This is a genomic window from Micromonospora trifolii (genome assembly GCF_022229005.1).
Taxonomy (GTDB): Bacteria; Actinomycetota; Actinomycetes; order Mycobacteriales; family Micromonosporaceae; genus Micromonospora; species Micromonospora trifolii.
In genome coordinates this window covers 52,203-66,535 of the sequence record NZ_JAKKFD010000055.1, presented here as the reverse complement: position 1 = coordinate 66,535, position 14,333 = coordinate 52,203, and the positions used below count along the sequence as shown (strand labels likewise).

The following is a 14,333-nucleotide window of genomic DNA, read 5'->3' as shown; positions in this document are numbered from 1 at the left end:
TCTCCCGCATCTGGCCCGTCAGCGACGGCCACGTCGGCTCCGTTTGCGGGGCCGGATGACGCCGGGCATCCCGACGGACGGCCACCCGTCCAGCTCGGCCGGGGGCACGCCGCGCCGGAGCAGGTCGTCCAGCAGCAGGGCGAGCGAGTAGTCGGGGTGCAGACTCAGCGTCCGTTCCAGCGCGACCGCCGCCAACGCGCCCTGTCCGGCGCGCCACGCGGCGAACGCCAGCAGCGCACCCGGCGCGGCGGCCACCTCCGGCTCGGCGCGGCGCAGCACGTCGGTCCAGAGGGCGATGTCCCGGTCCCGGCCGTCGGTGCGTTCCCACGCGTGATCGCGAACTGGCAGGTGGGTCATCAGCAGGCTCAACCAGGCCACCTCGTCGTCGTCGAGCCGCTCACCACGCCGCTGCCGGCGCTGGGCCTCGCGGACCGCCGCCAACCCGGCGGCGCGCAGCGCCCGCGCCCCGAGCAGGTCACTCTCGGGCGCCTGCTCGACCAGCTCGGCCAGTCTCAGCTCGGCGCGGGCGGTGGCCGCGCGGGCAGCATCCCGGGCCGGGCCGTCCACCGGTGCCACCTGCGCCACCAGGGCGGCCCGGTCGGGGAGTGCCACCTGGCCGGCGAAGACCGCCGAGGCGGTCAACCGATTGGCGGTCGGGTCGTAGCGGCGACCCTCGGGCGGGCAGCAGTCGGGCTCGGTGCAGAGATAGGACCACCAGCGACCGTCGGTCACCCGCAGCGCGTCGAGCACGTGCAGCCCGAAGTCGTTCAGCGCGTCGCGCACCGCGTCCACGGCCGGGGTGACCCGCTCCGGTTGCCCGTAACCCACCACGGTGGCGGCCTCCGCGCCCTGCCGGCGGATCACACCGGCCAGGTGCCCGGCCAGCCCGCCCAGCTCGGTCGGGTCGGGCAGGTCCGCGCGGGCGGCGAAGACGATCTGCCGGCCGACCAGCGCCACGGCGACCACGCTGTCGGTGGGATGAAAGCCGAGCAGGTACGGCACAGCGGCGATCAGGTCGGCGGGTGAGCGGACGGCGAGCTGAGGGCGTTCGGTCGAGGTCATGTCGGAAGCCTGCGGCGGGCGTACCGGGCCCTGCCACCCCTGTGGACGACACGCGGCTTATCCACAGTTACTGAACGTGTTGTCCCTGCTCACGCCACACCTACGAGTGCGGAAAGAGCGCCGATGTCGTCGGGCGACACCTGGCTGTCGTAAGGAGCGGTTACCGTGCGCTGATGGACCTGGCGTACCTGCGCGCGCACCCGGCACACCTCCCGACCTTCCGGACCCATCAGCGGCTCCGGGAGACGCCGGTCGCCGGTGGAAACATCTGCGCCGCCGCCCGGCTCACCCTCGACGACGGCCACTCCGTCTTCGCCAAGTCCTGGCCTGAAGGCGCCGACCGACCGGCGCCGGAGGGCTTCTTCGCCGCCGAGGCCGCCGGCTTGCGCTGGCTGCGGGAGGCGGGCGCTGTCGGCGTACCCGAAGTGATCGTGGTGTTGCCGGAGCTGCTGGCGCTCGACTGGGTGGAGCCCGGCGAACCGACGCCGGAGGCCGCGGAGCGCTTCGGCCGGGAGTTGGCCGGGCTGCACCGGGCGGGCGCGCCCGCCTTCGGTGCCGCCTGGCCCGGGTTCATCGGCTCGCTTCCACAGGACAACACCCCCACGGGCGGGCGGTGGTCGACCTGGTTCGCCGAGCGGCGCCTCGCCCCCTACCTGCGACGCTCGGTCGACGCTGGCGCGCTGACCAGCGCCGATGCCGCTCTGGTCGAGCAGGTGATCGGCCGCCTCGACGGGCTCGGCGACGACGAGCCTCCCGCGCGCATCCATGGCGACCTGTGGCCGGGCAACGTGCTGTGGGGGGCCGATGACCGGGCCTGGCTCGTCGACCCGGCAGCGCACGGTGGGCACCGGGAAACGGATCTCGCCCAGCTCGCCCTCTTCGGCGGCATCCCCCACCTGGATCGGGCGCTGGCCGCCTACCAGGAGAGTTGGCCCCTACCGGACGGCTGGCGTGAGCGCGTGCCAGTGCATCAGCTGCATCTGCTGCTCGTGCACACCGCACTCTTCGGCGCCAGCTTCCGAGATGTGGTCGTCCAGACCGCCCGTGCCGTCCTGAGCACGGCCGAGCGCGCTACGGTCGACAGGTGAGCGTCGCCCCGGGGTCCGACGGCGTCCTCGTCGACCGGTTCGGCCGTGTCGCCCGGGACCTGCGCGTGTCCCTCACCGACAAGTGCAACCTGCGCTGCACCTACTGCATGCCGGCGGAAGGGCTCCCCTGGCTGGCCGGCCCCGAGTTGCTGACCGACGAGGAGATCGTCCGGCTGGTCCGGGTGGCTGTCGAGCTGCTCGGCGTGACCGAGGTGCGGTTCACCGGCGGTGAGCCGCTGATCCGATCCGGGCTTGTCGACATCGTGACGGCGGTCGCCGCCCTCGAACCACGCCCCCGGGTCTCGCTGACCACCAACGGCATCGGCCTGGACCGGCTGGCCCCGGCGTTGCGGGCGGCCGGCCTGGATCGGGTGAACGTCTCACTGGACACCCTGGACCCGGACCGGTTCACCACGCTCACCCGCCGCCCCCGCCTCGACGCGGTGCTGGCCGGGCTCGCCGGAGCGGCGGCTGCCGGGCTCAACCCCGTGAAGATCAATTCAGTGCTGATGCGTGGTCTCAACGAGGACGAGGCGCCGGCGCTGCTCCGCTTCGCCCTCGATCACGACTACCAGTTGCGCATCATCGAGCAGATGCCGTTGGACGCCCAGCACGGTTGGGCCCGCGACACCATGGTCACCGCCGAGGAGATCCTGGCGTCGCTGCGTACCGTGTTCGATCTGAGCCCCGATCCGGCCGAGCGCGGCGCGGCACCGGCGGAGACCTGGCTGGTCGACGGAGGCCCGGCCCGGGTCGGTGTGATCGCCAGCGTCACCCGCCCCTTCTGCGGGGACTGCGACCGCACCCGGTTGACCGCCGACGGCCAGGTCCGCGCCTGCCTCTTCGCCACCGAAGAGTCGGACCTGCGCGCCGCACTGCGCACCGGCGCGGATGACGACGAGTTGGCCCGACGCTGGCGTACCGCGATGTGGGGCAAGCGCGCCGGGCACGGCATCGACGACCCCACCTTCCTCCAGCCGACCCGCCCGATGTCCGCGATCGGAGGCTGAGCATGGAGGGGACCCCGCTGACCATCCGCTACTTCGCGGGCGCCCGCGCCGCCGCCGGCCGCGCCGAGGAGGCCATCCCCGGCGGGCGGTCACTCGACGACCTCACGGCCGAGCTGACCCAGCGCCACGGCGACCGGCTCGCCGGGGTGCTGCGGGTTGCGAGTTTCCTCGTGGACGGCGTCACCTGTCATGATCGTCAGGCACCCCTACCGGCCGGGGCCACGATCGATGTCCTGCCCCCGTTCGCGGGCGGCTGAGGGAGGCGCACACATGATGGCGGTTCTGGGGTTCGTGGCTGTCCTGGCGCTGGTCACCGGTCTCATCCACCTCTACCTGTGGAAGCGACTCGTTCGGGACACCACCACGCCGGGCCGCTGGCGACGGATCGGCGGGATCGCCGCCCTGGTGCTGGCCCTGCTCGTGCCGGTCACCCTCGCCGGGACGCAGGCCGGGCTCTACTGGCTCGCGTGGCCGGGCTACCTGTGGCTCGCGCTGATGTTCTACCTGCTTGTCGTACTGGTAGTGCTGGAAGTTCCGATGCTCGTCGCCCGGCTGGTGCTGCGTCGCCGCGTGGTCGCCGCCGAGCCCACCACCGCCGCGCCCGAGCCGGTGCTGGTCGGCGCCGCCGGGCCGACCGAGCCGCCGGCCGCCGGCGCCGTCGCGGCACCGGACCACGACCCGTCCCGTCGGCTGATGCTGGCCCGTGGGGCGGCCATCTTCGCGGGCCTCACCGCCACCGGCGTCACCGGGTACGGCATCCGCACGGCGCTCGGCCCGCCCCACCTCGACCGGGTGCGGATCCCGCTGGCCAAGCTCCCCCGCAGCATGGACGGTCTGCGCATCGCCACCGTCTCCGACATCCACCTCGGCCCGCTGCGCGGGCGGGCACACACCGAGCGGATCGTCGCCGCGATCAACCGGCTCGACGCGGACATCGTCGCGGTCGTCGGTGACCTGGTCGACGGCTCCGTGGCCGAACTCGGCTCGGCCGCCGCGCCGCTGCGTGACCTGCGCTCCCGCCACGGCAGCTTCTTCGTCACCGGCAACCACGAGTACTACTCCGGCGTGGAGGAGTGGGTCCAGGAGGTCGACCGACTCGGTCTGCGGGTGCTGCAGAACCGGCGGCAGGAGATCCAGGCCCGGGGCGGTGTGCTCGACCTGGCCGGCGTGAACGACCTCACCGCGGTGGGCACCGGCCTCGCCGCCGGGCCGGACTTCGCCGCCGCCCTCGGTGACCGCGACCCGAGCCGACCCGTTGTCCTGCTCGCGCACCAGCCGCTGGCGGCCAAGGAGGCGGCCCGGTACGGCGTCGACCTGCAACTGTCAGGGCACACCCACGGCGGCCAGATGGTGCCGTTCAACCTGGCCGTCGGGCTGGAGCAGCCGGTGGTCAGCGGGCTCGGCGAGGTCGACGGCACCAAGGTCTACGTGACGAACGGCGCCGGTTTCTGGGGGCCGCCGGTCCGGGTCGGCGCGGAGCCGCAGATCAGTCTGGTCGAGCTGCGCTCGGCATAGCGGAGGTCACGTCCGCGCGTGGCGGCGGCTGGCCGGCGCGGCGGGCGTGACAGGATGCGGCGTGCCCCCGTTCAGCGCCGTACCCCCCGGTGGCCTACCGCCATTCGTCGCGGACCTGCACATCCACTCGAAGTACTCGCGCGCGTGCAGCCGTGACCTCACCCTGCCGAACCTCGCGTGGTGGGCCCGGCGTAAGGGCATCGGCCTGCTCGGCACCGGCGACTTCACCCACCCCGCCTGGTACGACCAACTGCGGGAGACGCTGCGCCCTGCCGAGCCGGGGCTCTACCGGCTCGGCCCGGAGGCGGAACGGGACATCGCCCGTCGGCTGCCACCCCGGCTCGCGCAGACGGCGGAGGCGGACCCGGTCCGTTTCATGCTGAGCGTGGAGATCTCCACCATCTACAAGCGGGACGACCGGACCCGCAAGGTGCACCACCTGATCTACCTGCCGGATCTGGACGCGGTGGCCCGGTTCAACACCGCGCTCGGCCGGATCGGCAACCTCGGCTCCGACGGCCGACCGATCCTCGGACTGGACTCCCGCGACCTGCTGGAGATCACCCTGGAGGCCAGCCCGGACGGCTACCTGGTGCCGGCGCACATCTGGACTCCCTGGTTCTCCGCGCTGGGCTCGAAGTCCGGCTTCGACGCGATCGCGGACTGCTACGCGGACCTGGCCGAGCACATCTTCGCCGTGGAGACCGGGCTCTCCTCCGACCCCGCCATGAACTGGCGGGTCGGCAGCCTGGACGGCTACCAACTGGTGTCCAACTCGGATGCGCACTCGCCGCCGGCGCTCGGCCGGGAGGCGACAGTGCTGACCGCCGAACGGGACTACTTCGCCGTTCGGGAGGCGCTGCGGACCGGTGTCGGCCTGGCCGGCACTGTCGAATTCTTCCCGGAGGAGGGCAAGTACCACGCGGACGGGCACCGGCTGTGCGGGGTCAACTGGTCTCCGGAGCGCACCCGGGCCGCCGACGGGCGCTGCCCCGAGTGCGGCAAGCCCCTCACCGTGGGAGTCCTCAGCCGGATCGAGGAGTTGGCCGACCGTCCGGACGGGCACCGGCCGGCGAACGCCCGGGACGTCACGCACCTGGTGCCGCTGGCCGAGATCCTCGGTGAGATCAACAAGGTGGGTGCCCGGTCGAAGAAGGTCGAGGGGCGGCTCAACGAGCTGCTGGCCGCGCTCGGCCCCGAGCTGGAGATCCTGACCACGACGCCGCTGACCGAGGTCGCGCAGGCCGGTGGTGAGCTGCTCGCGGAGGGCATCGGGCGGCTGCGGCGTGGCGACGTCCGCCGGGTGCCCGGTTACGACGGCGAGTACGGCGTGATCACGCTCTTCGACCCGGCCGAGCTGGGCACGCAGGAGACGCTGTTCGACGTACCGGTGCCGGCGCAGCGGCGACCCACGGAGCCGGCTCCCCGGGTCCCGGCCAAGCGCCCGGCGGCGGCGAAGGCGGAGCCGAAGCGGAAGACGGTCCCGGCGCCCGCGCCGCCGATCGCGTCACCACCGTCTCCGCACGAGCCGTTCGAGCCGATGCTCTCCGGCATGGAGGAGGTCGGCACCGGCCTGCTGGACCGACTGGACGCCATGCAGCGGGTGGCCGCCTCCGCACCCGGTGGTCCGCTGCTCATCGTGGCCGGTCCGGGCACCGGCAAGACCAGGACGCTCACCCACCGGATCGCGTACCTGTGCGCGGAGCTGAACGTCTTTCCCGAGCACTGCCTCGCGATCACGTTCACCCGCCGGGCCGCCGAGGAGCTGCGGCACCGCCTCGACGGCCTGCTCGGCCCGGTCGCCGAGGACGTCACAGTGGGTACGTTCCACGCCTTGGGGTTGACCATCCTGCGGGAGAACGCCGACGCGGCGGGTCTCCCGGTCGACTTCCGGATCGCCGACGACGCCGAGCGGGCGGCGGCCCGCACCGAGGCCGGCGACGACGGTGCCGCCTACGTGTCGCTGCTGCGCAAGCAGGACCTGGTCGACCTGGACGAACTGGTGACCCTGCCGGTGGAGCTGCTGCGGGCCGACCGGAAGCTTGTCGAACGGTACCGGGACCGCTGGCGGTGGATCTTCGTCGACGAGTACCAGGACGTCGACGAGGTGCAGTACGAGCTGCTGAGGCTGCTCAGCCCCGCCGACGGCAACCTCTGCGCGATCGGCGACCCGGACCAGGCGATCTACTCGTTCCGGGGTGCCGACGTCGGCTACTTCCTGCGCTTCTCCGAGGACTTCACCGACGCCCGACTGGTCCGACTCAACCGCAACTACCGCTCGTCGGCCCCGATCCTGGCCGCCGCCGTGCAGGCCATCGCACCGTCCTCGCTGGTCCGGGGTCGGCGACTGGACCCGGCCCGGCTCGACCCGGAGGCTCCGCTGGTCGGGCGCTACCCGGCGGCGTCGGTGGCCGAGGAGGCCGACTTCGTGGTGCGTACCGTCGACGATCTGGTCGGCGGGTTGTCGCACCGCTCGCTGGACTCGGGCCGCATCGACGGCCGGTCCACCTCGCTGTCGTTTTCCGACATCGCCGTGCTGTACCGCACCGACGCGCAGGCAGCCCCGATCGTGGACGCCCTGACCCGGGCCAACATCCCCGTGCAGAAGCGTTCCCACGACCGGCTGCGGGACCGGCTCGGGGTGGCGGCCATCGCCCGCGAGCTACGGCACGCCGACGGTCTGGCCGGCTCACTGGCCGCCCGGGTGCGGCTGGCCGGTCAGGTGGTCGCCGAGCGGTTCGCCGTGCCCACCCTGGACGGCGCCGCCAGCGCGGTCCGTCCCGAGGACGTCCGCTCGGCCGTGGACCTGCTGACCCCCCTGGCCCGACGCTGCGGCGACGACCTGGAGGCGTTCCTGTCGCAGTTGGCCACCGGCGCGGAGGTGGACGCGCTCGACCCGCGTGCCGAGGCCGTCACGCTGCTCACCCTGCACGCAGCGAAGGGCCTGGAGTTTCCGGTGGTCTTCCTGGTCGGCGTCGAGGACGGGCTGTTGCCGCTGCGCTGGCCGGGCTCGACGCCCGACGAGGACGCCGTCGCCGAGGAGCGCCGGCTCCTCTTCGTCGGCCTGACCCGGGCCCAGGACCGGCTGTACGTCAGTCACGCCGCCCGCCGCACCCGCCACGGCACCGAGCGCGACTGCGCACCCTCGCCGTTCCTCAACACCATCGACCCCGGCCTGTTCGAGCGCTTCGGCGAAGCCGAGCCCCGCCGCCCCAAGGACCGCCAGCTCCGCCTGATCTGACCCCCTGACCCCCTGACCCCCGCCGATCTTGCACTTTCGGTCGCCGTTGTGCGTGAAATGCGCCTTCTGTCGGTGCAGAAACTGCAAGATCGACGAGGCAGGGGCGGGGTGCGGGGGCGGGGTGCGGGGCGGAGGTTAGGTGAGGAGGGCGGCGAGCCAGGCGCCCACCAGCAGGGCTGGGCCGAGGGGCAGCAGGGTGTTCCGGTGCACCTTTCGGGCGGCGAGCAGGCCGAGCACCAGCCCGCCGTGCAGCACGTGCGGCAGGAGCAACCCGGTGAGCAGGGCATCCCGGCCCAGCCAGCCGAGCGGCAGGCCGAGGACGGCGGCGAGTTTCACGTCCCCGAAGCCCAGTCGTGAGCCGGGCAGCAGGGCGAGCAGCACGTGCGCCGCGCCCGCGACCGTCGCACCTCCCAGCGCGCCGAGCAGCCGACCGGGAGTGCCGGACAGCAGCGCCGCGACGGTCAGCCCTCCGAGGGCCAGCAACCCGGCGACGAGGACCAGGAGGTCGGGCAGCCGCAGACAGGCCAGGTCGACCCGCGCCAGCACCAGACCGACGGCCGCGATCGCGAGGAACACCGGCAACGCCGGGCCGTCACCCACGGCGACGGCAAGGCCGACGAAGACGCTGGCCGCCACCGCCGGGTCGACCCAGGGCCGTCGGCCCGGCTGCGGCAGTGGAAACGCCAATGGCCGGGCGTCCGCCGTGGCGAAGCGCCGGGACACCAGGGGTACGACGAAGCCGACCAGCGCGCCGAGCAGCGCGATCGACACCAGCGCGGCGGCCGACATGGGCCGGACGTTACTGGCGGTCGCGCGCCGGCGTGCTCCCCGATCGTGATCCCGTGCCCGCCCGACGTGGCCGTTCGGTGGTCACCACCAGGGCGACCCCGGCGACGATGACAGCACCGCCGAGCAGCACCTGCGGGGTGATCGGTTCGGCCACCAGCAGAGCGCCGAGCGCCACAGCGACCGCCGGGTTCACGTAGGCGTACGTCGACACCAGCGAGATCGGCGCGTTCTGCAGCAGCCAGACGTACGCGGTGAAGGCCACCAGCGAGCCGGCCACCATGAGGTAGCCCAGCGCCAACCAGGACCGGGTGCTCACCGCCGCCGGGTGGAAGTCGGCCAGTTCGCCCCGACCGGCGGCGACGGCCAGCAGCACCAGCGCGCCGGCCACCATCTCGTACACAGTGGCCACGAACGGGTCGGCGGGCATCCGGATCCGCCCGGACAGGAACGACCCGACAGACCAGGAGGTGGCCGCCGCCACCACTGTCAACGCCCCGACCAGCGGTACCGCTGCCGAACCACCGCCCGGCAGCACCAGCAGGATGAGGCCGACGAAGCCCACTGTGACCCCGGCGAACGTCCAGATCGGCGGACGATCGCCGGTGGCCGAGCGCAACAGCACCACCAGCAGCGGCACCGTGGCCACCAGCAGCGCGGCGATCCCGGACGGCACCGCCACTCCCGGCGGCCCCGATTCGGCGAGCACCACCAGGCCGTTGCCGGCGGCGAGCAGGAGCACCCCGACCAACGCGGCCGAGCCGAGTTGCCGTCGGTCCACCCGCAGTGCGCCGGGGCCTCGACGCAGTCGCAGCACCACCGCCAGGACCAGGCCGGCCACGGCGAACCGGAGGGCGGCCGACAGCAGCGGCGGCATCGTCTCCACTGTGATCCGGATGGCCAGATAGGTCGACCCCCAGAGCAGGTAGACCACGATCAACGCGGTCCAGATCACTGTCGGCGTACTACTGGCACGACGGCCGGCGAGGGCCGTGGCGCTCGGTGAAGGTGAGCTCATCAGTGGACCACGCTACGGTGACCCCGGAGTCCGCGTCGCGCTTTGGTGGCCGGCCTCTCACCACTCGTGCAGGAGGGCGGCATGACGAACTACGGACAACCGGGGGGCGGCCACCCGGGGCCGTGGCGTGGGCAGAGACCCGACGAGACGTCCGGTCGACCGGCGCAGCAGCCCTACCCGCCCACGCCGGAGCCCTACCCGCCGGCGGTCCCGTCGTACCCGCCCGCGCCGCAGGGGCGACCCGGGCCGTACGGCGGCCCACCCACCCCGCCCTACGGGGCACCTCCCGACGGGCCCTACGGCGGCGGAACGGATACGCCCTACGGGCACGATCCCCGCACGGCCTACGGCGGCTCGTACCAGCCGACCCCGCCGACCCCGACGTACGGCGGGCAGCCGTACCGGCCCGACGGTCCGTACGGCGAGGATCCGGCACCGAGCCGGCGCGGTCGGGGGCCGCTGATCGCGGTACTGGCCGTCGTGCTGCTGGTGGTGGCCGTCGCCGGCGTGTTCTGGTTCCGCCGTGGGCAGGGTGACCCGGCGCCGGCAGCCGCGCCGAGCAGCTCGGCCGCTGCCGGTGAGCCCAGCGCGGACGCGGTCGAGCCCGCGCCGAGCGCGGCCGCGCCGGAGTCGTCGGCCGATCCCCGGTTCGCGAAGGTCGGCCAGTGCGTTCGCAACGACGGCACCGCCGGCGGCAAGCCGAAGCTGCTGATCAGCGGCTGTACCGCGAAGTCGTACGAGGTGCTGAGCCGGATCGACGGCCCGACCAGCGGCGAGCGGGACGCCGAGGCCAAGTGCGGCAAGGTCGAGGGCTACACCAACTGGTATTTCTTCGACAGTGAGCTGGACACTCTCGACTTCGTCCTCTGCCTCAAGCAACGCTGAGACCACCCACCCCCGGGGATGACATGACGACCTACGGACCTGCGGGTTCCGATCAACCGGACGATCCGTACCAGCGCCCGCCCAGCGGGCCTGACAGCTCACCGCCGGTCGACCCGACACTGCCCCAGTGGAGCACCCAGCCGCCCTCGGACGACCCGACCCGGCAGCAGTGGGGTCCGCCGTCGACGGACGCGGAGCCACCGACGGCACCCATGTGGGCGCCGCCGCCCACCAACCCGGAGCCGCCGACGACGCCGATGTGGACGCCGCCGCCCGCCTCGGGCCCGGGTTACCCACCGCCCGGCCCGTACCCTCCGGCCGGCCCGACTCCGCCCACGTCGGGGCCGGGCTACCCGCCAGCCGGCCCGACGCCGCCGTCCGGGCCGTTCCCACCGGCTGGACCGTACCCACCGGCGGGCCCGATGCCCGGTCAACCGGCCGGGCCGATACCGGGTCAGCCACCCGCCCCGTGGGGTCAGCAGCCTCCCGGCGGCTACGGGATGCCGCAGGCCGCGCCGGTGAAGAAGACCGGCCGCAACGTCGCTCTCATCATCACTGTGGTGGCGCTGCTCGTGCTCTGCCCGTGCCTCGGCCTGGCCGGTTGGGCGGTCTGGAAGGTGGCCGACGCCGGCAGTGACGCGGCGCCCACCCCGTCGACGAGTGCCCCGGGCGTTCCGCCCACGCTGCCCAGCGACGCCCCGACGTCGGCCGCGCCGACTCCGGACGAGGAGTTCGCCAGGGGTGACTGCGTGGTGAACGACGGCAGTGAGGACGACGCGGAACTCCGCAAGGTGCCCTGCGCCCCTAACACCTACCAGGTGCTGCTGCGAATTCCGGCGACCACCGACGGCGACCGGTGCGAGACGCTCGCGCCGCAGGCGACCGCGAACTACGTGCACGACAACTCGGTCGACCTGTTCGACTACGTGCTCTGTCTGAAGAAGCGCTAGCCCGAACTGGCCGACCGGTGGCCCGATTGCCAAAACTAGGGCTGTCTAGCGTGGACGCTAGACAGCCCTAGTTTGTGGTCGACGGTGTCGACACGCCGGTAGCCTCATCTATCCATGTCTAGCCCCGCAGCTAGATGGCCCGATAATCTGCGATGCGTGGATCCGGTCCGCAACCCGTACGCGCCGGGCGCCGGCCAGCGTCCGCCCGAACTTGCCGGGCGGGGGCGAGAGCTGGACGTCTTCGACATCGTGCTCGAGCGCATCGCCCGGGGCCGACCCGAGCGCAGCCTCATGCTCACCGGGCTGCGTGGTGTCGGCAAGACGGTCCTGCTCAACACGCTCCGGTCGCAGGCGATCAACCGGCTCTGGGGCAGCGGCAAGATCGAGGCTCGACCGGACCAGTCGTTGCGGAGACCGGTCGCCGCCGCGCTGCACATGGCGGTCCGGGAGCTCGCCCCCCGCCACCGCGCACCCGACCGGATCGACGCGTTCCTCGGCGTCCTCAAGGCGTTCGCCCAGCGGTCCAACCCGACCGGCCGGGCCGGTGCCGCCACCAAGCTGCGCGACCGGTGGCAGCCCGGCATCGACGTGCCGGCGGCCAGCGGTCGGGCCGACTCCGGCGACATCGAGATCGACCTGGTCGAGCTGTTCAGTGACGCCGCCGCCGTGGCCAGCGACGTCGGCACCGGCATCGCCATCTTCATCGACGAGATGCAGGACCTCGGCCCGGAGGACGTGTCGGCGCTCTGCGCCGCCTGCCACGAGCTTTCCCAGCTCGGCGCGCCGCTGATCGTCGTCGGCGCCGGCCTTCCGCACCTGCCGGCAGTGCTCAGCGCCGCCAAGTCGTACTCCGAACGGTTGTTCCGCTATCAACGCATCGACCGGCTCGACCGGGTCGCCGCCGACCGGGCGCTCTGCGCGCCGGCCGAGCGCGAGGAGGTCGAGTACGAGCAGAAGGCGCTCGACCTGCTCTACGAGAAGTCCGGCGGTTATCCCTACTTCGTCCAGGCGTACGGCAAGGCGACCTGGGACCACGCGCCGCGCTCGCCGATCACCGCCGCTGACGTGCGGGTCGCCGCACCCGAGGCGGAGGCCGAGCTGGCGGTCGGGTTCTTCGGTTCCCGGTTCGAACGGGCAACTCCCGCCGAACGCGAGTACATGCGGGCGATGGCGATGATGTCAGCGGTCGAGGGCGAGCCCGGCGCTGTGGTCCGCGACGACATGGACGCCGCGGTGCCCACCGCTGAAATCGCCCGTGCCCTCGGCCGCAAGCCGGCCAGTCTGTCTCCGGCCCGGGACGCGTTGATCAAAAAGGGGCTGATCTACTCCGGTGAGCGGGGCACTGTCGCCTTCACCGTCCCGCACTTCGGCCGGTACCTGCGGACCCAGCCGGCCTGACCGCCAACCACCGCGTCGACCCGCTCAGACCTTCGACCAGGGCGCCGGAAAGAGCACCTCACCGCGAGGCGGTGGGCCCTCCTCGCTGGTGGACGGCGGCAGCACCAGCGCCTGCCAGGGCTCACCGAGGCCGGCCCACGGGCCGGTCAGGCCCAGTTCACTCGCCGGGCCGAACCCGAACCGGCGGTAGAAGGCCGGGGCACCGAGGACGATCACGAGCCGCTCGCCCAACTCGGTGGAGGCGTTCAGGGCGGCCTGCACGACGGCCGTACCGTGCCCGACACGCTGTCGGTGCGGCGCGACCGCCACCGGGCCCAGGGCCAGGACGGGAACGTCCGAGCCTCGCTCCGGCCGCAGCCGCGCCCGGGTGAGCAGCGCGTAGCCGACCACCTCACCGCCGTACTCGGCGACCATTGCCAACTGCGGCAACCAGGCGGTGGTGTCGCGTAGCTCGTCGACCAGGCTGACCTCCGGCGGCGTCGCCACGTCCGGGCGGGCGAAGGCGGCGGCCAGTACGCGGCGGAGGGGGCCGGCGTCGGCCGGGTCCTCGGGGCGTAGCCGCAGCGTGGTCACCCGCGCGACGTTACCCGCCAGCGCCCGTCCATCAGTGACTGTCGCTCGATTCGGCGTGGCGCACGTGTACGAACACCAATCCGATCCTGCGGTTGACGGGGTAGCAAACGTCGCGACGGGGTATGACTGATCCATGACGCCCGTACGTTCCCTCGCCCGCGCCATGCTGAGCGGCATCTTCGTGGTCAGCGGGTATCGCAACATGCGCGACCCCGGCCGGCTCACGGTGGCCGCCAAACCGGTGACCGACAAGGTCGCACCCATGCTGAAGAAGGCACACCCGAGCTTCCCCACCGAGACCGAGACGTTGATCCGGCTCAACGCCGCCGTGCAGGTCGGCGCCGGGCTGATGCTGGCCACCGGCCGGTTCAGCCGACCCGCGGCGCTGGTTCTGGCCGGCACGCTGGTGCCGGTTACCATCGCCGGGCATCCCTTCTGGAACAACGACGACCCGATCGCCAAGAACAACAATCAGATTCACGTTCTGAAGAACCTCGGGCTCCTCGGCGGTCTGCTGCTCGCCGCGGCGGACACCGGCGGCAAGCCGGGTCTGCGGTGGCGGACGGGCCATCGCATCGGCCACTCTCGACGTTCCATGCAGCGCGCCGTCCGAACCGCCCGCCGTGAGGCCCGAATCGCCGTCCGCTCCGCGTCCACAGCACGTCGACTCCCCGGCTGACCTGCGTCGATCCGTCTCCGTCTCACCCCCACCCCTCGCTAAGGCCACGAATTACCTGAACCACCCGGTAGGCGTTAACGCGGTGGAAATGTCAAAAACATGTGTGGGATCGGACACGGTCGCATAAC

Annotated in this window: 12 protein-coding genes and 1 pseudogene; 9 read left to right on the top strand and 4 right to left on the bottom strand. The window is 72.7% G+C overall.

Annotation, left to right across the window (positions count from 1 at the left end):
* Positions 1–18 precede the first annotated feature (18 nt).
* Complete coding sequence (locus tag NIE79_RS28910) at positions 19–1,062, bottom strand: DUF4192 domain-containing protein (RefSeq protein WP_238681582.1); 1,044 nt, start codon at positions 1,060–1,062, stop codon at positions 19–21.
* A gap of 173 nt (positions 1,063–1,235) precedes the next feature.
* On the opposite strand from NIE79_RS28910, the gene NIE79_RS28905 reads away from it, so the two are divergent.
* The 5 genes from NIE79_RS28905 (at position 1,236) to NIE79_RS28885 (ending at position 7,916) form a co-directional block, all read left to right on the top strand.
* On the top strand, positions 1,236–2,150 hold the full coding sequence (locus NIE79_RS28905) for a fructosamine kinase family protein (RefSeq protein ID WP_238681581.1): 915 nt from the start codon (positions 1,236–1,238) through the stop codon (positions 2,148–2,150).
* Complete coding sequence (gene moaA, locus NIE79_RS28900) at positions 2,147–3,160, top strand: GTP 3',8-cyclase MoaA (protein ID WP_238681580.1); 1,014 nt, start codon at positions 2,147–2,149, stop codon at positions 3,158–3,160. The genes NIE79_RS28905 and moaA overlap by 4 nt, the downstream gene beginning before the upstream one ends.
* Positions 3,161–3,162: 2 nt before the next feature.
* Complete coding sequence (locus tag NIE79_RS28895) at positions 3,163–3,417, top strand: MoaD/ThiS family protein (protein WP_238681579.1); 255 nt, start codon at positions 3,163–3,165, stop codon at positions 3,415–3,417.
* A 13-nt stretch (positions 3,418–3,430) separates the two neighbouring features.
* A complete protein-coding gene (locus tag NIE79_RS28890; RefSeq protein WP_238681578.1) occupies positions 3,431–4,675 on the top strand; it encodes a metallophosphoesterase in 1,245 nt (414 codons plus the stop codon).
* A 61-nt stretch (positions 4,676–4,736) separates the two neighbouring features.
* Positions 4,737–7,916 (top strand): UvrD-helicase domain-containing protein, encoded by a 3,180-nt coding sequence (locus tag NIE79_RS28885; RefSeq protein WP_238681577.1) that lies wholly within the window; start codon positions 4,737–4,739, stop codon positions 7,914–7,916.
* A 135-nt stretch (positions 7,917–8,051) separates the two neighbouring features.
* Here NIE79_RS28885 and NIE79_RS28880 read toward each other — a convergent pair whose 3' ends face one another.
* Positions 8,052–8,705, bottom strand: coding sequence for an A24 family peptidase (locus NIE79_RS28880; protein WP_238681576.1), 654 nt, complete (start codon positions 8,703–8,705; stop codon positions 8,052–8,054).
* A gap of 10 nt (positions 8,706–8,715) precedes the next feature.
* Positions 8,716–9,657, bottom strand: a complete 942-nt coding sequence (locus NIE79_RS28875; protein ID WP_238681575.1) for an EamA family transporter — start codon at positions 9,655–9,657, stop codon at positions 8,716–8,718.
* A 462-nt stretch (positions 9,658–10,119) separates the two neighbouring features.
* Between NIE79_RS28875 and NIE79_RS28870 the strand changes: the two are divergent.
* The 3 genes and pseudogenes from NIE79_RS28870 to NIE79_RS28860 form a co-directional block, all read left to right on the top strand.
* A pseudogene (locus tag NIE79_RS28870) lies at positions 10,120–10,605 on the top strand (LppU/SCO3897 family protein); the annotation flags it as partial.
* A gap of 500 nt (positions 10,606–11,105) precedes the next feature.
* A complete protein-coding gene (locus tag NIE79_RS34135; RefSeq protein ID WP_308193247.1) occupies positions 11,106–11,555 on the top strand; it encodes an LppU/SCO3897 family protein in 450 nt (149 codons plus the stop codon).
* A 156-nt stretch (positions 11,556–11,711) separates the two neighbouring features.
* Positions 11,712–12,953, top strand: coding sequence for an ATP-binding protein (locus tag NIE79_RS28860; protein ID WP_238681573.1), 1,242 nt, complete (start codon positions 11,712–11,714; stop codon positions 12,951–12,953).
* A 24-nt stretch (positions 12,954–12,977) separates the two neighbouring features.
* On the opposite strand, the gene NIE79_RS28855 is transcribed toward NIE79_RS28860, so the two are convergent.
* Entirely contained in the window at positions 12,978–13,526 is a 549-nt protein-coding gene (locus NIE79_RS28855; protein ID WP_238681572.1) for a GNAT family N-acetyltransferase, read from the bottom strand.
* A 133-nt stretch (positions 13,527–13,659) separates the two neighbouring features.
* Between NIE79_RS28855 and NIE79_RS28850 the strand changes: the two genes are divergently transcribed.
* Entirely contained in the window at positions 13,660–14,205 is a 546-nt protein-coding gene (locus tag NIE79_RS28850; RefSeq protein WP_238681571.1) for a DoxX family protein, read from the top strand.
* Positions 14,206–14,333 lie beyond the last annotated feature (128 nt).